This window comes from Paenibacillus sp. J22R3 (genome assembly GCF_056269305.1).
In genome coordinates, this window is record NZ_JBWDNS010000005.1 from 306,878 (window position 1) to 323,262 (window position 16,385).

General features: G+C 50.8%; 17 protein-coding genes. 5 read left to right on the forward strand and 12 right to left on the reverse strand.

The annotated features are described in order from the left end of the window. Window positions 1–105: 105 nt before the first annotated feature. The 3 genes from AC0YN4_RS22590 to AC0YN4_RS22600 form a co-directional block, all read right to left on the reverse strand. Window positions 106–786: an HAD-IA family hydrolase gene (locus tag AC0YN4_RS22590; protein ID WP_475836828.1), complete on the reverse strand. Its 681-nt coding sequence runs from the start codon at window positions 784–786 to the stop codon at window positions 106–108. 19 nt (window positions 787–805) lie between these two features. Beyond that, the gene (locus AC0YN4_RS22595) at window positions 806–928 is read right to left on the reverse strand and encodes a hypothetical protein (RefSeq protein WP_475836829.1); all 123 of its coding nucleotides are present in this window, start codon (window positions 926–928) and stop codon (window positions 806–808) included. 155 nt (window positions 929–1,083) lie between these two features. Further along, complete coding sequence (locus AC0YN4_RS22600; protein ID WP_475782731.1) at window positions 1,084–1,578, reverse strand: hypothetical protein; 495 nt, start codon at window positions 1,576–1,578, stop codon at window positions 1,084–1,086. A gap of 158 nt (window positions 1,579–1,736) precedes the next feature. Here AC0YN4_RS22600 and AC0YN4_RS22605 point away from each other — a divergent pair, with 158 nt between their 5' ends. The 5 genes from AC0YN4_RS22605 (at window position 1,737) to AC0YN4_RS22625 (ending at window position 5,412) form a co-directional block, all read left to right on the forward strand. After that, complete coding sequence (locus AC0YN4_RS22605; protein ID WP_475782732.1) at window positions 1,737–1,925, forward strand: hypothetical protein; 189 nt, start codon at window positions 1,737–1,739, stop codon at window positions 1,923–1,925. Between the two features lie 141 nt (window positions 1,926–2,066). Then, on the forward strand, window positions 2,067–2,993 hold the full coding sequence (locus AC0YN4_RS22610) for a helix-turn-helix transcriptional regulator (RefSeq protein WP_475836935.1): 927 nt from the start codon (window positions 2,067–2,069) through the stop codon (window positions 2,991–2,993). Then, window positions 2,990–3,991 carry a hypothetical protein gene (locus tag AC0YN4_RS22615; protein ID WP_475836830.1) on the forward strand — a complete coding sequence of 334 codons (1,002 nt, stop codon included), beginning with the start codon at window positions 2,990–2,992 and terminating at the stop codon, window positions 3,989–3,991. The genes AC0YN4_RS22610 and AC0YN4_RS22615 overlap by 4 nt, the downstream gene beginning before the upstream one ends. Window positions 3,992–4,015: 24 nt before the next feature. Further along, window positions 4,016–5,092 (forward strand): hypothetical protein, encoded by a 1,077-nt coding sequence (locus tag AC0YN4_RS22620; RefSeq protein ID WP_475836831.1) that lies wholly within the window; start codon window positions 4,016–4,018, stop codon window positions 5,090–5,092. A 98-nt stretch (window positions 5,093–5,190) separates the two neighbouring features. Next, a complete protein-coding gene (locus AC0YN4_RS22625) occupies window positions 5,191–5,412 on the forward strand; it encodes a hypothetical protein (protein WP_475782735.1) in 222 nt (73 codons plus the stop codon). Window positions 5,413–5,780: 368 nt separating this feature from the next. Here AC0YN4_RS22625 and infC read toward each other — a convergent pair whose 3' ends face one another. The 9 genes from infC to AC0YN4_RS22670 all read right to left on the reverse strand — a co-directional run bounded on the left by infC (window position 5,781) and on the right by AC0YN4_RS22670 (window position 16,319). Further along, window positions 5,781–6,266 carry a translation initiation factor IF-3 gene (infC, locus tag AC0YN4_RS22630; protein ID WP_475836832.1) on the reverse strand — a complete coding sequence of 162 codons (486 nt, stop codon included), beginning with the start codon at window positions 6,264–6,266 and terminating at the stop codon, window positions 5,781–5,783. Window positions 6,267–6,707: 441 nt separating this feature from the next. Then, window positions 6,708–7,118 carry a GtrA family protein gene (locus tag AC0YN4_RS22635; RefSeq protein ID WP_475782737.1) on the reverse strand — a complete coding sequence of 137 codons (411 nt, stop codon included), beginning with the start codon at window positions 7,116–7,118 and terminating at the stop codon, window positions 6,708–6,710. Then, window positions 7,115–8,107, reverse strand: coding sequence for a glycosyltransferase family 2 protein (locus AC0YN4_RS22640; RefSeq protein ID WP_475782738.1), 993 nt, complete (start codon window positions 8,105–8,107; stop codon window positions 7,115–7,117). Before AC0YN4_RS22640 ends, AC0YN4_RS22635 begins: the two co-directional genes overlap by 4 nt. Further along, window positions 8,094–9,728 (reverse strand): ArnT family glycosyltransferase, encoded by a 1,635-nt coding sequence (locus AC0YN4_RS22645; RefSeq protein WP_475836833.1) that lies wholly within the window; start codon window positions 9,726–9,728, stop codon window positions 8,094–8,096. Before AC0YN4_RS22645 ends, AC0YN4_RS22640 begins: the two co-directional genes overlap by 14 nt. A gap of 38 nt (window positions 9,729–9,766) precedes the next feature. Beyond that, window positions 9,767–11,812: a glycosyltransferase family 2 protein gene (locus AC0YN4_RS22650; protein ID WP_475782740.1), complete on the reverse strand. Its 2,046-nt coding sequence runs from the start codon at window positions 11,810–11,812 to the stop codon at window positions 9,767–9,769. 26 nt (window positions 11,813–11,838) lie between these two features. Beyond that, the gene (locus AC0YN4_RS22655) at window positions 11,839–13,200 is read right to left on the reverse strand and encodes a sugar phosphate nucleotidyltransferase (RefSeq protein WP_475836834.1); all 1,362 of its coding nucleotides are present in this window, start codon (window positions 13,198–13,200) and stop codon (window positions 11,839–11,841) included. A gap of 258 nt (window positions 13,201–13,458) precedes the next feature. Continuing rightward, the gene (locus tag AC0YN4_RS22660) at window positions 13,459–14,880 is read right to left on the reverse strand and encodes a hypothetical protein (RefSeq protein WP_475836835.1); all 1,422 of its coding nucleotides are present in this window, start codon (window positions 14,878–14,880) and stop codon (window positions 13,459–13,461) included. 150 nt (window positions 14,881–15,030) lie between these two features. After that, window positions 15,031–15,912: an NAD-dependent epimerase/dehydratase family protein gene (locus tag AC0YN4_RS22665; RefSeq protein WP_475836836.1), complete on the reverse strand. Its 882-nt coding sequence runs from the start codon at window positions 15,910–15,912 to the stop codon at window positions 15,031–15,033. A gap of 122 nt (window positions 15,913–16,034) precedes the next feature. Next, the gene (locus AC0YN4_RS22670) at window positions 16,035–16,319 is read right to left on the reverse strand and encodes a late competence development ComFB family protein (RefSeq protein WP_475782744.1); all 285 of its coding nucleotides are present in this window, start codon (window positions 16,317–16,319) and stop codon (window positions 16,035–16,037) included. Window positions 16,320–16,385 lie beyond the last annotated feature (66 nt).

The window sequence follows — 16,385 nt, forward strand, 5'->3', positions numbered from 1 at the left end:
TACATATTTTAATTGTTATATAATATGCATTCTCGCTGGTTTTAAAGAGAAAATAAAAAAGCCTTCCCTGATTGGGAAGGCTCTGTTTCAATCTTGTGCATTTATTCAGTTTGCTGCTGCTTGGAGCTGTGCCAGAAGGCCCGCCAATGTCTCATTCTCATAGCCTGTAATCTGAATATCCGCCTGGGATAAATCCATGTGCGAGGTGATCGGATTCGGAACCGCGATGGCCTTCAGCCCTGCAGCTTTTGCTGCCTTCAGTCCGTTCAGGGAATCCTCCACCGCTACAGCTTCAAACGGCTGTACGCCAAGCGCCACAACGGCCAACCGGTAAAGCGCCGGATCAGGCTTCACAAGCTCGACATCGTCTCTTGTATAAATCGCCTCGAAATAATCAGCGATGCCCTGCTCCCTCAGATGCCTGTCGATCCATCTCCGATCGGAGCTCGAAGCAAGACCGATCCGCAGCCCGAGCTGCTTCGCTTCCTCCAGGAGCTCCAGAACACCTTGGCGGAGTTTCACTTCGCGAAGCGATTCGTCATGCAGAACTTTGAAGCGCTCCTTAAGCGCAGTCTTATCAAGCGCCTTCCCCGTAAGCTCCTGCAAATCATCATACGGATTGTATGGTCCACCTATTGTTCCTACGCAGAGTGCCCATTTCTCCAGCTCCAGCACCTGCCCGTGCTCCTCATAAATCTTGCAAAACGCGTCATACTCGCAGGATTCCGTATCCACCAGCGTACCGTCGAAATCAAATACAATTGCACGTATTGTCGATGACGACATAGAATCTCCCCCATTCCCATTACCCTGATCGTAGTCGAATGGCTTCCGTTATGTAAATAGCGAAGGACCACTTCACAAAAATAAAACGATCGCACGCCGCTACCTCGCACGCCAAATTCTGCATCGCCATCCGGTTGCTCATGCCCCCAATACGCCTCCCCTTCGGATCAGGCGTATCGCCGAAATTCCGGATTCCGGATTCCGCATGCCGCGCCGCGAGCTGCGTCGCTCATAGTCAGCGCGCAATAAAAATTAAAAACCGTCAGCCTCCACAGCTGACGGTTCTCATTGCGACAATTATAGCAGGAAGAAGCCTTCTTCCTGTAGATATTGTTCAGCCTCTTCATAGGTTTCGAGCACCATTTCGAGGTTCGGTCCGGCATACACGTACCACAGGTCATCCTCATGCTTCAGAATCAGCGACTGTTTCTCGGGTCCGAACCACGTCGAGGCATGTACCTCACCGCGCGGGGCAGCAGCTGCCTTAGCGCTCTTCGATGTCGGCTCCGGCGCACGGTAGGATAGAGAGCGAATCGACTCCTCTACCAACTGACGGAACGCATCGGCTTCATAGCCGCGGACGTTCACAAACCCCTTCTCATCCGTATCATAGCCACGCAAATGTCCGGCATACACGAACCCATTTCCATTCGGGTGCAGGTGGAACGCCACATTTTTCTTATCGAACAGGCTTTCATCATACTGATAATTCACACGGCCGAGTGACACGTCCTTCCGCTTGAGCTCAGGAAAGGACTCCAAAATCGAAAGCTTCTGGTCAAAACTGAGCATAATCGCCTCCGGGGAACGGTAATATTTGCTGTGATTATACCACAGCAGCTACGCAAGACAAAACTTACATCACGGACTGATACGACATTTTATGTCGTAACAGCTATTTTATACTTAATCCTGTATTCACTTCAGCTTTCGAAAGAGGGTCATTACCAATGGCAAAAACGAAACGCGGGCGTGCACTGTGGAGCCTTCCATCTCGCGGCCGCGGCACTTGTCCGGTCTGCAGCAGAACACGTACCAAACTGCTCTATCCTCGGGCTAAAACAGACGGATCTACGGTCAAAGTATGTAAACGATGCATCCACTCTCCGCAGGATTCCGTAGATCGCATTACCGGTTAGACAGCTGCCCGTTCTCCATCAGGGGGGCGGGCGCCTATTTCGGACTCAAACTTTGCTTGTCAGTCGAAGGCTTCGGATGATGTAATACATACAGATGCATCATGCAAACGTTTGATTAAAGGAGGGTACGACTTGAGCAACATGCACCGAATCAGGTGGTTCGATAGTCAGATCAGAGAAGGCAAGTACCCGAGCAGCACGCAGCTGGCTCAGCAATTCGAAATCTCGAAGCGCCAGGCGCAGCGCGATATCGAGTATTTGACCTACTCGCTCTCAGCCCCCTTGCTTTATGTCGCTAAATACCGCGGATATTGCTACGAGAATAAAACATACGCGCTTCCCTTGCTCTATATGACCGACGAGGAGAAGAAGGTGTTAAAATATTTAGCCTACCGCTACCGACAGTACAATTATGATAATGCGGCATCGGTCAACCGTGTCGCGCATTTGCTTGAACGCTTCTCGGAAGAGGAGACCGAAGAGCTGGAGCAGCGACTGCCCATCTTTGAAACGAATCCGCAGCTCATTCACATCTTTGAGCGGCTTTCTTATGCGATTTCGCAGCATTTGGTCGTAAGGATCACCTATCGGGATGAATCGGGGCTGCTGCAGTTATCCATACGCCCGCTCAAGCTGATGAGTCAATACAACAGCGATTATGTCATTGCCTATTGCGAAGAAGCTGACAAGCAGCGCTTATTGCGACTGGATGGCATCAGCAGTGTGGATGTGACGACTGCGAGGTTCGAGCCCATGGATGCAGAGTCGCTGGAATGGGGCGCAGGCGGTACTTCTGCGGGATCACCGCAGCGCAAGCCTTACACCGCCCAAGTAAAGCTGGCTCAGCCAATCGCCTCGGATTCTTGGCACGGGTATCGGATAAGAGCCTCTACGCCTGAACAGGCCTTATATACTGTTGAATTTCATGAAATTGAATCTTTCCTCCATCATTTGATGGTGTCCGCTTGGGAGGCGCTGCTGGCACCAAGGTGGCTTCGAGAACAGCTCGATGCTCTGTGCAGACGTACGCTGGAACGATTAGGAGAAGGAGGCGCAGCGAAAACATGACACGTGTATTGCTGGAAACTATCAACATGAAACGGCAATCCAAGTCGTACATCGACAGCCTGCATGCGATATTATCGGCAGCGAGGTTGTTCGAAGGCCCTAAATATATGCTTGCCGGCCTCACCGGAATGGCCTTCAAATTTACGGTCCATGAGCGGCTGCTGCCATTATCGGTATCCGCATATGGACAATGGGGCGACGAGCATTCCCCGGCTATTCGCAATCTAGGTCTCTATACCGTTTGGGATGCAGGTCGCACTCGCCACCCCACCTTCGCTTATTATCAGCAGGATGCTGTCAAATGGATCAAACAATCGCTTGATGATGGGCTTGGGGTCATCTACTGGATTCCGGAGTTTGGCGTCATCTGCGGTTACGATGATGAGGATGCCGTATTCTATATCCAAGACGGACACTCCTCCGACTATACAATCGTGCTATACGATAATCTCGGCTTAAACTTCACCGGCTTCTGGTACTGTCAGATTTTCGGTGAGCGGCTTGAGCCTCCGATTCCGGATATGGTGCTGGAATCGCTTCGGCTCGCCATTCACGACTGGGATACCCCTTATAAGACCTTACCGAATACCGATATCGCTTCCGGTAAATTCGCTTACACCTTCTTGCGGAATGGACTGCAAAGCGGAGATTACGATGAAGGCGGCGCCGTCTATATCATGGATGACTATATGTACACGCGCGAAGAAATCGCCTCTTATCTGCGTGATGTCTCGGGGGAGTTTAGCGGGCTGGAGGAGGCTTCCGCCGCTTACGAGGCGTTACTCCTGCTGGTTCCCGGCATGAAGTCCTGCATCATGGAGAATGGCATCAAAGGCAGACATATTGATCCTTTGAGCCGTGATGTCTTATGCGATCTGCTGCATCAAGCTGAGGAGCTTGAGGAGCGTGCAATTACAGTATTCCGAGCCATCTCCGAGCGCTATCCGGATTTGAGCCGTTCAACGATTCGCAGGTGGGGCGTTGCCACGCCGCGCTAATTAAGGGAGGAGGTGTCGCCGCACATGACGCCGACAAGACAACTTGCACATTTACAGCTCACTAGGCAGTCGCTTTCCTATATGGATGCGATGCACGCTGTACTCGTCCATCAAGGTTTTTTTGCACAATCCAAGTCGATGCTGGCAGGAATGACCTCGATGGGATTTCGGTTTACGGTCCATCGCAGGCTGGCCGCTCCATCCACTTCCGCTTACAACTGGCTCGCGGAGCATTTTCTCGCTGCCGATTTCATTGGCATGACCAGCTCCCAGCACGCGGGCTTCAACTTTGACCATGCCTTCCCTCTCTATCAGAAGCATACACTCCGGGCTATTAAAGAGAGCATTAACCGCGGCGCAGGTGTGATCTTCTGGAAGGATGCCTTCGTCATCGCCGCCGGGTACGATGATGATGCCCAGGTTCTGCTGTATGCCGATGGATCAGAAGCAGACGGGGAGCTTAGTCGGCTGCCTTATGCGGATTTCGGTCGCAGCGGTCACTCCCCTTACTGGTACTATCAACTCATCGAAAATCACATCGCGCTCGATTCGCATGAGGTGTACCGGGAGTCGCTCATGCAAGCGATACACTACTGGGAGTCGCATGATGCCCTGCTTCCGGCAAGCGAATACGCCTGCGGTGAGCAGGCTTACCTCGCGCTGATCGAAGTGCTGGGGCATGGTGAATACGACTCGGCCGAAGCAGTGGCGGTGATCCGCACGTATGCCGCAGCCAAGCAAGATATCGCTGCGTATACGGACGCGCTCGGACTAATCTGGCCCGGCTGTCAGCCGATCGCCGCTTGTTATGGTATGGTGAGAGAAATTTTCGGGCAGCTGTCGGAGGCGTTGGCAGGTACAATCGACGGGGATGATGGCGGCGTGAACAGTGATGAAGCTCGTGCTGATGGTGAGGTAGGCGGTGATGTTACTGATGCTGGCGGTGACGCCAGCCCCGGTGCAGACGCCGCCTTACATGCGAACCGTCTAGTTTCTCTGCTTCGGGATGCACGAGACCACGAACAAGAAGCGATAACGCTCATCAAGCAGTTCATGCGGGAAACGGTCCATAACCGATTTCATGACATTGCTCTGCGGTAATTGGAACTTGTTTCTTATTTTGGTTGTATCCAGGAATCGCGGGGCACAATAGGAGTGATTTGTGACATGTATACTCCAAGCAAAGGTGGGCCTAAGCAATGCGTAACCGGGAGCAGTACCAAGACAGAGAAGCATACAACGAAACCTCTAACACGGCGGCAGGCATCAATACGCCGTTAGACCATCAAGACACCAGTCCTCTGGACATGATCAGCCATGCCATTGAAGAAATCGTCGACAAAGTCCAGCATGCCTTCGATGGCGCGGATAATGACGATGAGCAGCGTTATTCCAGTCATTCAGACGGACATTCGTTCTAACCTGAGATTTGGCAAGCTGCTGCTGCAGGTGCAGTTGCAGTTGCAGTTGCAGTTGCAGTTGCAGTTGCAGTTGGCAGATTGTTGAAATGCTGCATTTTCTGCAACATTTCTTTGGGAAAAGAGCCTTCGCCGAGGAAATGTTGCTGTTAATGCAACAATCTCTGCTCCAATTGCGAATCAGCGGCCATTCCTCGAGCAAATGTTGCCTACTATGCAACAACTGGTCACATCCACACCTCTTAGTGGGGTAAATGCTGCATTTGCTGCAACATTTCTAACGGCGGCGGCCCCTATTGGAACGCTCACTCAACATGCCAGACAAATAGACAAAGGGGCATCCGCCAACCAAACGGATGCCCCTCTATTGTTTACAGCGGCAGTACGCGTACCGCAGCTTGTTTGCCACTCAGCTGAATGCCCGTTTCCTTCTTCCCGCTTCCGGAAAGGTCCTTTAGCAGCTGCTCAAGCAGCTCCTTCGCCTTGGGTCCTTCCTTCCCTTGAATGCGGACTACAAGCTCAACCGCATTACCGGAAGCGAGCAGCTTCTCGCACTGGCGCAGCTTCGTGTCGTAATCATGTTCTTCAATATGCGGCGTCAGCCGGATTTCCTTCGCTTTAAGCGGCTGATCCTTCTTCCGCTCTTCACGTTTCGCCGCAGCCGCGGATTCCTTGGCTGCGCCGCGACTAATCAGCGTGCAAGGCGGAGGGCTGCTCATCAGCGATGTGCAGACCAAATCAACCTTATACTCTCTTGCAAGCGCCAGCGCCTCCTCGCGAGAGACAACGCCCAGCGACTCGCCGTTTAACCCCGTTAACAGAACCTCGGATGCTTTAATTTGCTCATTTACGATCATAACCGATGACCATTCCTCTCTATCAGAACTAGTATAGTACAAATTCTGTTCTATTGAATAATCACTATATGTTTCAAACCAGTAACTAACTCTTCAACAAATAATCACACCGCTCTGATGAGCGTGTGCTTATTGACATGCCAACGCTAACGGTTGTGACAGTGGTTATTTGGCCTAAAAAAGCCCTATGTATTTTCTAACGGTTGCCAGCGAGCTTATTTGCACGTTTTCCACTAGGAATCGACCCATTTGCTGCCAATAACGTCTGTCACAACCGTTAGCGTTTCAAACAGGCTAATTTACATGAAATAGCCACTCTGACAACCGTTACACCTATTATTCATGGTTTATAGACAATAAAATTGGCTGTCGAGATGACTTTCTCGGGCAGCCTGAACACCCTATACAGGTGTTCCCCGTTAAACATAGTATTATTCAAGATCAGGCTTCCTCAACCGACAATGTCGCCTTCTCCTCACTGCGGAACGTCCAGTAATAATTCAGGACAAAGTTAAACAGAGGGATGACAACCGTGACCAGCAGCTGGCCGACGGTATAGCGGAAGTGCAATGCCTCAACCGAGACATACATGATGCCGGTATTTAACATTAATCCGCTTACGGACACGACCGTATACTTGACGATCGAGCGTAATCCGGTAGTCCGGGCGGAGGAGAACGTCCAAGTTCGATTCAAATAATAAGATACTACTAATACCGCAATAAAGCCGATTGCCGATGCCAGCGCCGGATGGAGTTGAAAACGTTCGACCAATGCAATAAGCAGCATAAAGTGAAGCGCCGTTCCGATAACGCCGACAACACCATACTTGATCATGATCTTAAGTTTCATGTTTCCTCAATGCTCGCGGCCACTTCCGCACGATAGTCTAACGACTCTTTCGAGGAGGCCGCTCCATATGCTGCTTCACGGATGAAATAGCGAGGCCTTCCCTTGACTTCCATATAGATCGACGCCATGTACTCTCCTATTATACCAAGCGAGATTAAGATGAGACTACCCGTAAAGAGAAGGAGCAGAATAACGGTCGTAAATCCGCTTACGGCGGTACCCGTGAAATAACGAACCAACGTTTGAATACCCAAGAGGGCGGAACCGATCAAGAAAATAACACCGAATAAGTTTACGATTCGCAGCGGGATGGAGGAGAAAGCAACGATTGCTTGCACTCCAAGTTTAATGAGGCTAAATAGGCTCCACTGGCTGTTGCCCCCGACCCGCTCCGGCACCTCGAAAGGAATTTGCGCGCGTTCGAAACCGACCCATGCGGTCATCCCTCGGAAGAACGTGTTTCGTTCGGGCATCAGCCTCCACGCATCTACGATCCTGCGATCCAATAGTTTAAAATCGGAGGCGCCGCGCAGGTCGAGTCCGGATAATCGATTCAATAAACGGTAAAAGATAGAGGCGCCAAGCGCTTTGTCGAATCGTTCTTTGCCGCGATTTACTTTGACGCACTCCACGATTTGTTTGCCCTCATGCCTCCAAAGATGGATCATCTGGGCTAGCAGGCTCGGGGGATGCTGCATGTCAGAGTCCATAATAATGACGGCTCTTCCTCTCGCTTGATCCAAGCCGGCACAAAGCGCGTATTCTTTGCCAAAGTTGCGGCTTAGCCGGTAGGAGTACAACTCGGGCAATTGCTGACTAAGCGCCGACAGCTCGTGCCAAGTCCCGTCCCGGGAGCCATCATCAATGACGATGATTTCGAATGAGGATGTCGTTTTCTGCAATTGTTCCGTTACGGTTCGGAGCGAATCGGCAATATGAACCGCTTCGTTATAGACGGGGATCACGACTGAGATTTCAATGTTCTTCAATTGGTTGTTCCCCCTTTACCACCTTGTATAATCGCCATTCATAACGATGCATCGGATCTTCAAAACTTTTGTAGAACGTGGCAAACTCGCTGCCATGCTCGAATAAATTCGGATAGGTTTTATTAATCGTACTATACACGGGCAACCGAGGAATTAAGATATAATCGACCCCATTTCCCTTCGGATCCGTAACGGCATCTCGAAAATCATAATCGCTCGTAATCATGAACCGTTTCGGATATTTGCTGTTCACGATGATCATGAACGATGCGGCGCTGTCGGTTAGGATCGTATCGTTCTTCAGGTTCTCGTCCAGCCATTTGGCTACCGAACGATCCAATTGAATGCTCTTGATATGCCTGCCCTGCTTATACGTGAGGAACGTATTCTCATCCGGCGCAATGAGCGGATTCGTCAAGGCATAGGTGAGCAGCCCTACCGTCACGACAAGGCTGGTCAGCACAACGGCGCAATTCCGGAAGTTGATCTTCACTTTGCTTAATTCATAAGGCAACCAGGCTACCGTTATCGGATACACGTACATGAAGTAACGGAACCAGGCAAAGGAAGAAGAGTTTAGCAGCAGCAAAAACTGCAAAGCAGGGATCGAGCAAAAGACGAGAACAAGAACCACGATGTCCCACTTGAAGAGTCGCTTGTTCATCAATCTAAGTAAGATTACACCAATAAGCGGGGCAGAGAACCACGCTGTTTTCTTGATGCAGAGCCATAGCGCTAGGATTGGGCTATTGAATATTTTCTCGAAGTTAGCGTCTGCCTTGAGTGAATCGGATTGCGCGACATTCGAATATTCCGAGTTCAAGAAATAGAGCGGATTGTGCATGATCGTATAGTTAAAGAAAATCCAAATGAGTCCCGAGAATACGGCTGGAAGCAGCAGGAGAATCCACGTCGCTTCGATATGATGATACTTCTGCTTATATCGAAGTTTCCTCGATTCCTCCGGATGGGCATGACCGAAAATAAACCAGATGACCACGAATACCGCGCACGCCATCGCGAACCCGACCGGTACCGCTTCATATCTCGTCCAGAATGCGAGCGCTAAAGCAAAACCCGCTTTCACCAACCCGGTCGAGTCCCGCCGCTCCATCCAATCCGTAAACTGAATCATGGCATACAGCAGGAACAATAAATAAGGAGAATCGCTTAAGCCATTGACGCCGAATAAGAAGATAAACGGGTTCAGGGAATACAGGATCACGATGCTCAGCGTTAACCAACGTGGCAAACCGAACCGAATTCCCGTCTTGTAGATCAACATGGCAGCGAGTCCCGAGAAGATGCTGCTGACAACGACGGCAGCAAGCGCGTGAGACGCAAGAGCCGGAAACAAGGGATAGAGCAGCAGAACGACAAGATCCAACAAGCTTGGCAGCGGCGTCCAGACGAAGCCGATCGCGCCAAGATGGGGATCCCGACTATAGAGAACATAGAAAGCATTAGCGACCCGACTGACAGAATCGGAATGCATGTACCCCTGCGTATAGCTGATATAGAATCCTACCGCGAACGCGGTCAGGCTTATGAATACGAACAACATCCAAGCTAGCAGCTTGTCCGACTTACTTTGCTGATGCGGAGGAGATTGACTAATCATTATCCTTTGCGAGCCTCCATTAATAAGGTAAGCAGCGACTATGCACCGATCTTCTCACTTGCGCTCGCAGGTGCGTGTCCATGCGTGGTTTTCTCCCAATAGAAGGGGTTCGTAATAAGCTGAATGCCCGCTTTGACGGCTGCTATACTAATTAGAATCCAATAGATCGGCGTAAGCAGCGTGTATTTGATGTTGCCAAACGAGAATACCGATTTGTTCTTGTTGTGCAGCTGTTCGGTAATGCGATAGACGCCCATCGTGTTGCTGTAAACGAACAGGAAGTTCCCGCAGAATAGCTCAATTGCGGCCAGGTAATAAATCGGACCCGGGAAGAACAACGAAATCGCGTCTACTTTACCCAAGTACCACACCACAAGCATCAGCCAGAAAATAGGATTCAATAACGGAAGCAGCGGTGTCGCCAAGATCATGACTTGGAATCCGATGAATCCTTTCGTACCGATTTCTCTCCATAACTTGATCGGGTTTCGCATATGAACAAGCCAGGTTTGCATATAGCCCTTAATCCATCTGGAGCGTTGACGAATCCAGTTGCCTAAACGGCTGTTGGCTTCTTCCCACGTGTGGGAATCAACGATAGCCGTCTTATAGCCTTCCTTGTACAGCCGTACTCCCAAATCCGCGTCCTCGGTAACGTTGTACGGATCCCAAGCATTTAACTTCTTAAGTACACTCATCTTAAAATGATTCGAGGTTCCACCAAGCGGAATCGGAATGTCCAATTGCATAACGCCCGGCAGCAATAATTCGAACCACATGCTGTATTCATGGGTAAACCATCTGGTCAAAATGTTCTGTTCACTGTTGAAATAGTTCAGCTTCGCCTGAATACAGCAGCAGTTCTCGGACTCTTGCTGGAAAGCCAGATGGACTTTCTTGAGCTGGTCGGGATCGGGTCGATCTTCCGCATCGTAGATGACTACATATTCTCCGTATGCCCGAATCAGTCCGTAGTTGCAGGCCTTCGGTTTGGTTTTGGGAAGGCTGTGCGGCACGACAAGAACCGTATAATAAGCCGGTAAATTCATCGCTTTAAGCATGTCCTGCGCTTCCGTATCGTCTTCCTCGATCAGAAGCCTCACGTCGAGCTTGGATTTCGGATAATCCAAGCCCTCTATATTGTTCAGCAATTGCGGGATAACGGCGCTCTCCTTGTACATCGGAACTAATATCGTATAGACGGGAAGCGTTCGTTCATCGATCTCAGCGATCTGCTGCGGAGTAAAGCGAAGCTGAGAGGACTCCTTCATGCCGAATAAGATAATGGTGTATTTGAAGACGGACATCCCGATATAAGCAATCTGAATGATGATATTCGCAATGATCAGCGTCCAAAGCCAATTCCATACCAACCCGCCGACCAGAATCGCCGCGGCAAGTCCGATCATCAACCATTGAGATAACATAATCGTAATATGGGCTGAATTCTCGGGCTGCGCGAGCATAAGCTTCGTGGTGCTTTCATCCATAAGCTCCTGCTCGTAAGCCGCCTTGTAGAAAAACTCCATTTCTTCGCGGGTAGCCAGCACTTGCTCAACCGCTTGTCCGAGATGCTGTTCGAGCTCGGCTAACTGTTCTGCCGTCAGAATCGAACCTACGGCTACTAACAGACGTTTCTTATCGCTATTTATAATAATGGCGTTATAGGCTCTGGCCGTCGCCTCGGGAAGCTTCAACTCTTGCTCGATGGAAAACTCGCTCCCGATGCGCCCTACTTGGTTCTGCGTCGCGATGGCTCTGTACAGCCGATCCGGCTCAATAAACCGCAAAGACAACAGAATATCGCCCAGAACACCGCCGCTTTTCTGCTGGAAAGCAAGAGCCTCGCGCAACTGCTCCTGCGTAATTTCACCAGTCTGCACGAGCATCTCCCCGAGACGCCCTTTGGAAGCGACCTTCTTGGTTGCCCATTGAATAAGCTCGCGATCAAGATGGAATAACTCCGCAATAATATCGCCGATCCGACCACCGAATTTAGCTTGGTAGTCTACGGCTTCCTTTAATTCGGCTTCTGTAATTAAGCCTTCCTTCAGGAGGGCATCCCCAATCCTTATCACCTGCATGCTTGCGGTCATCCTCCTTTCCTTGCCTACTTCCGTTCTTCCCAATCGTATTCGCAGCGACGTATATCGGAATCGCTTATAGGGTCTCCGATTTGAACCTCGATGAGGTTAATGGGATCTATCGCTTTGATCGCATGTTTGGTACCGGAAGGAATGTGGATCACATCTCCGGCCTTCGCATGGAATCTCCGTTCGTTTACCAGAACCTCCGCCGTCCCGCTGATGAACGTCCATATTTCATCCCGGAACTCGTGATCATGATAAGGAATCGCTTTGCCTGCCCAAATATGAACGCGTTTCGTCACGACCTGGCGGCTCGCGGACGGATTCTCCTCGTCGATGATGCGATACCAGCCATATTCGGTTTCTTCGTACATGGGGCGTGTCGTAATGGACTGTACGAGATCCTTCAGCCTTGGACTGGCTTCCCGGTCAATGACCAGGATTCCGTCCGGACTTGCGGCAACGATTGCGTCCGTTATCCCCATCACGACGACCGGGATTTGCAGCTCGTTAATAATGTAGGTGTTTACGCTATCGTCACTGATGATGCCTTTCCCATTGAGATGACGGGGCATCGTTTCGGTCCACTCATCCCATGTCCCCAAGTCGTTCCATCGCCCGGCATACGGATACACGAGAATGCTGCGTTCCCGTTCTACAACCTGATAATCGAAGCTAATGGAGGGCAGGCTAGCATAGTGAAGCTGAAGACGCTCGTAATCGACCGGCCACGATCCCTCCTGAAGCAAATCCAACATATACTGCAACCGGAAAGCAAATACGCCGCAATTCCAAAGCGCTCCTTGATTAATTAAAGCGGAAGCCTCTTCGATGGATGGTTTTTCTACAAATCTATCAATCTGAAGCAGCTTGGATTGTTCGTGCACAGCGCCAGCGAGAATATAACCGAATTTCTCGGAGGGATGCGTTGGTTTTAACCCCATTAATCCAAGATTACCCACTGTATCGTTAAATTGAATAGCTAATTGCTTAATGGAGGAGAAGAAGCTGTCATCCGCATCAACATCGACAGGCATCACGACAACGACTTCGTCGGCATTGACCTTTAATTCGCTGCTAAGAAAGCTGGATGCCAAGCAAATAGCAGGAAATGTATCCTTTCGGCTAGGCTCAAGAACAAGCGGGACCTCGTTCCCGATTTGAGCTTGTATGATTTCCTGTTGATCTTTACTGGCAGCTATGACTGAATATGCCGCAAGGCCATGTTCCTCCAGCTTCGCCCAAACACGCTGTATCATCGAGGTTTGAACATCTTCCGAGGGATCCTGGGCAGCCATGACCCGCATAAATTGTTTCGAGCGGTAATCATTAGACAGGGGCCACAATCTTTTCCCTGACCCCCCGGATAAAAGGATGATTCGCATATTGTTCTCCTCTATCGTTAAAAAATCGAATGAAATTATAGGACTTAAGTAACACAACTTTTACATACACACTACTACTATAATCGTAGATACCCGAAAATCATTCATTTAGTTTCTTCCAGTTTCTATTTAAATTATGGGAGGAATGTTATTTATTTTACGTAAAGGAAGAAGTACGTAAACTAAGTTTGCACATACGAAATAGCCTCAAAGTCAAAAACATTGATTTCGGGGCTATCTCGCTTGCATTGCATTACACTATTTACCACTAAATTTCAGCACTGAATTCCAATTCCATTGTTCATAGTAATTAGTACCGATATCGATGTTCGCGATCCATTGCACCGCCTTGTTCTCACCTTGACCGAGAGGTGCAACGAGTACATTGGCCATGCTCCGATTCGATCTCACCCAGGCAAGCCCATCTGCTCCAAGCGATACCGGGCCATAATCCCCGTATCCGCCTGCGCTCTTCGTGATTCGTTTCTGCTGTCCCCCATCCAAACTCACGCTCGCCAGATACGGGTAAGGTCGATTTCCCGAGCTGCCTGCTCCTTCGCTCGCCTTTGCCCGTGATACGACGATATTCACCGGACTCCGCCAAGCGAAATCTTGATCGACAAAGCCTGCCGGCGTCAGGTCATTCCTCGGCTGAATATCCGGAACGCCTGTCACGCGCAGCTGTTTATTAGACGTCGCTTCTCTGCCAATCCCACCGATATAAGCCAGCTCGTCGCGTTGCGGTGACCATTGTATCCAACCGGCATGGTTCACCATCTGATCAACCGACTTGAATACGGAGCCGTCGGCCGCCAGCACGCATAACGTGTTGCTGTCTGCTGAGAGGGAAGCCGTCGGAATCGCGAGGAACGCCATCCATTTGCCGTTTACCGACCACTTGAACACGCTTGTTCCAACGACAGGCAATTCATTCAGCTGCGAAGGCAGCACGTACAGCTGCTTCGCTTGAACGGAGCCTGCCCCAGTCATATCCGGCTGCATCGCAAGCTGCATGATGCGAACAGGCGTCTGACCGTTAAATGTCCCTTGCGTCGAAACCACGAACCCGGCACCGTCCGGCAGCCAGCCATAATTGCTGATATTTCCAATCGCCGAGCTCACCTCCACCGGCTTCGTCGCTTCCTGCGTGTCAACAACATAGAGCCGCTGCTCCTCATCGAAAGCGAGCAGCAGTCGATTCGGCGACCATTTATAATTGCGGCCGCCGTTCACGGCAACCAGATGTTTCGCTCCTGTCGATACATCCAGCATCCATAGCTCATTGGATTGTTCCCCGGCTGCATAGGCAAGCCATTGTCCGTCGTTAGACCACTTCGGCGAAAGGACGTGCTCCGCTTGCGTGAGCTGTTTCTCATCGCCGCCCACCTTCACCCACAGAGCACCGCCTCGCACAAACGCAGCCGTTAGAGGTTTCTTCTGTTCTTGCGCCGACGGCGCTGGTACCTGCATTTGCTCCTGCTCCTGCACCTGTGCCTGCGATGGCTCCTGCGCCTCTACCTGCTCCTGCACCTGTGCCTGCGATGGCTCCTGCGCCTCTACCTGCTCCTGCTCCTGCATGGGTTCAGCCGCCCGCACGATCGTCCCATTCATCCCGATTAGTGAAGCACCAATAACAATTGTGAACAGAGCTGCGAGCAGCCGGCTCCCGGTATGTGTCATTCGACTCTTTTTCATATACCCTCCATCTATTCCTTCGTGTTCCGAAGTAGTATGGGCGGTTTTCCCAATTAATATGAGCGGCTAATCCCCTACATAAAGAGAAAAGCTGCCGAGCATCGCAATTTCGCGACAACCGGCAGCTATTCCAGCTTACTTCTTCTCTTGTACGATACGCTCAATCAGCGGCAGCATCCAATCATTCAGCTCGCGGAACTCGTAGCCGGCTGCTTCAGCTTTGGCCGTATCCATGTACCACGGCTCCGGCACGCCAAACGGCGAGCTGTGCTGCTCATCGGTTTCAATCGCCACGTAGGCTTGCTTCCCCGTCGCCTTCTCAATCCATGCTACAATGCCGCCCGGCGAAATCTCCCCGCGTGAGCAGGCATTGAACGGACCGGTCTCCGCGTTGCGACCCAGCCAGTCCAGGAACGCTGCCGCTTCATCCGCATCGATGAAGGACATCACCGCATCGGCATTCGGAATGCCCAGCGGCAGCCCTTGCTGCACATGCTCCACATGGAAGTGCAGCCGCCTTGTGTAATCATCGTCTCCGAGCACAATGGGGAAACGGACTGCCGCAACGGGGAACGAAGCCTTTTGGAAGAAAACCGCTTCTACTAATCGCTTGCCTTCTCCATAGTTGATTTCCGCCGGATAAGGCTGCGGAATGGGGTACGTCACCGCATCAAAGAACGACTCCGACTTACGCGGCTCCCCGAATGGATACACGCTTAGCGTCGAGGTCACGATATATTTGCCTGTGCGGCCGGCGAACAGCTTAACCGCCTCTTCGGCCTCCTTCGGGTTATAGCAGATGTTATCGTAAACGACATCATAACGGCCCTCGCCAATCGTGGACTCCAACGCCTCCGCATCCGTCCGATCTAGCTGCAAATGCTGCACGCGATCACCGAATGGATGCTCCTGCGCTCCCCTGGTTACGATCGTCACCTGATCTCCCGCTTCCAACAGACGTTCCACCAGCTTCTTGCCAAAAAAACGCGTACCGCCCAACACTAGCACATGACGCATATCTTCCACTCCTTCTATTGCCGTATGTTTCTATCTTGCCATATTTGGCAGTTCCTTCGCAAAAGCCGCCCTCTCAAACAAAAAAACCACCCGCTCTTGACGAACGGATGGCTGCATGCTCATTAATGATGCGGTTTTAACTCAATTACCTTGACAGCCTCCGTGATCTCGCGCAATACATCGGACTGCTGCTGCGGGTTCAAATAATGAGCTTTAATATAAGCCTCACCTTGTTGAGAAGAAGTGTAATGAGTGGGAAGATGGTTAAGTGTTAAGAGCAGAATATCCAGCTTGCATCGGTCACAGCCGCACTTGAGGATACCTGTCTTGACATAATGCTCCTCCATTACAGCCGCCACAATAGGTTCCATGACATTCAATACAGGCAAACTCCCGGAATAATTCATGCGCACGCTCCCATGCAAGTCTTTGAAGTCCATTATACTGGATTTCGTTTCCTAGCACAGCGGTAC

Excerpts from the sequence above, each read along its gene's own strand:
- AC0YN4_RS22600 (WP_475782731.1), bottom strand. The coding sequence starts at position 1,578 with ATGCTCAGTTTTGACCAGAAGCTTTCGATTTTGGAGTCCTTTCCTGAG.
- AC0YN4_RS22670 (WP_475782744.1), bottom strand. The coding sequence starts at position 16,319 with ATGAATTATTCCGGGAGTTTGCCTGTATTGAATGTCATGGAACCTATT.
- AC0YN4_RS22635 (WP_475782737.1), bottom strand. The coding sequence starts at position 7,118 with ATGAAACTTAAGATCATGATCAAGTATGGTGTTGTCGGCGTTATCGGA.
- AC0YN4_RS22650 (WP_475782740.1), bottom strand. The coding sequence starts at position 11,812 with ATGCAGGTGATAAGGATTGGGGATGCCCTCCTGAAGGAAGGCTTAATT.
- AC0YN4_RS22620 (WP_475836831.1), top strand. The coding sequence starts at position 4,016 with ATGACGCCGACAAGACAACTTGCACATTTACAGCTCACTAGGCAGTCG.
- AC0YN4_RS22645 (WP_475836833.1), bottom strand. The coding sequence starts at position 9,728 with ATGATTAGTCAATCTCCTCCGCATCAGCAAAGTAAGTCGGACAAGCTG.
- AC0YN4_RS22615 (WP_475836830.1), top strand. The coding sequence starts at position 2,990 with ATGACACGTGTATTGCTGGAAACTATCAACATGAAACGGCAATCCAAG.
- infC (WP_475836832.1), bottom strand. The coding sequence starts at position 6,266 with ATGATCGTAAATGAGCAAATTAAAGCATCCGAGGTTCTGTTAACGGGG.
- AC0YN4_RS22625 (WP_475782735.1), top strand. The coding sequence starts at position 5,191 with ATGCGTAACCGGGAGCAGTACCAAGACAGAGAAGCATACAACGAAACC.
- AC0YN4_RS22660 (WP_475836835.1), bottom strand. The coding sequence starts at position 14,880 with ATGACACATACCGGGAGCCGGCTGCTCGCAGCTCTGTTCACAATTGTT.
- AC0YN4_RS22610 (WP_475836935.1), top strand. The coding sequence starts at position 2,067 with ATGCACCGAATCAGGTGGTTCGATAGTCAGATCAGAGAAGGCAAGTAC.
- AC0YN4_RS22655 (WP_475836834.1), bottom strand. The coding sequence starts at position 13,200 with ATGCGAATCATCCTTTTATCCGGGGGGTCAGGGAAAAGATTGTGGCCC.
- AC0YN4_RS22590 (WP_475836828.1), bottom strand. The coding sequence starts at position 786 with ATGTCGTCATCGACAATACGTGCAATTGTATTTGATTTCGACGGTACG.
- AC0YN4_RS22605 (WP_475782732.1), top strand. The coding sequence starts at position 1,737 with ATGGCAAAAACGAAACGCGGGCGTGCACTGTGGAGCCTTCCATCTCGC.
- AC0YN4_RS22665 (WP_475836836.1), bottom strand. The coding sequence starts at position 15,912 with ATGCGTCATGTGCTAGTGTTGGGCGGTACGCGTTTTTTTGGCAAGAAG.
- AC0YN4_RS22595 (WP_475836829.1), bottom strand. The coding sequence starts at position 928 with ATGAGCAACCGGATGGCGATGCAGAATTTGGCGTGCGAGGTAGCGGCG.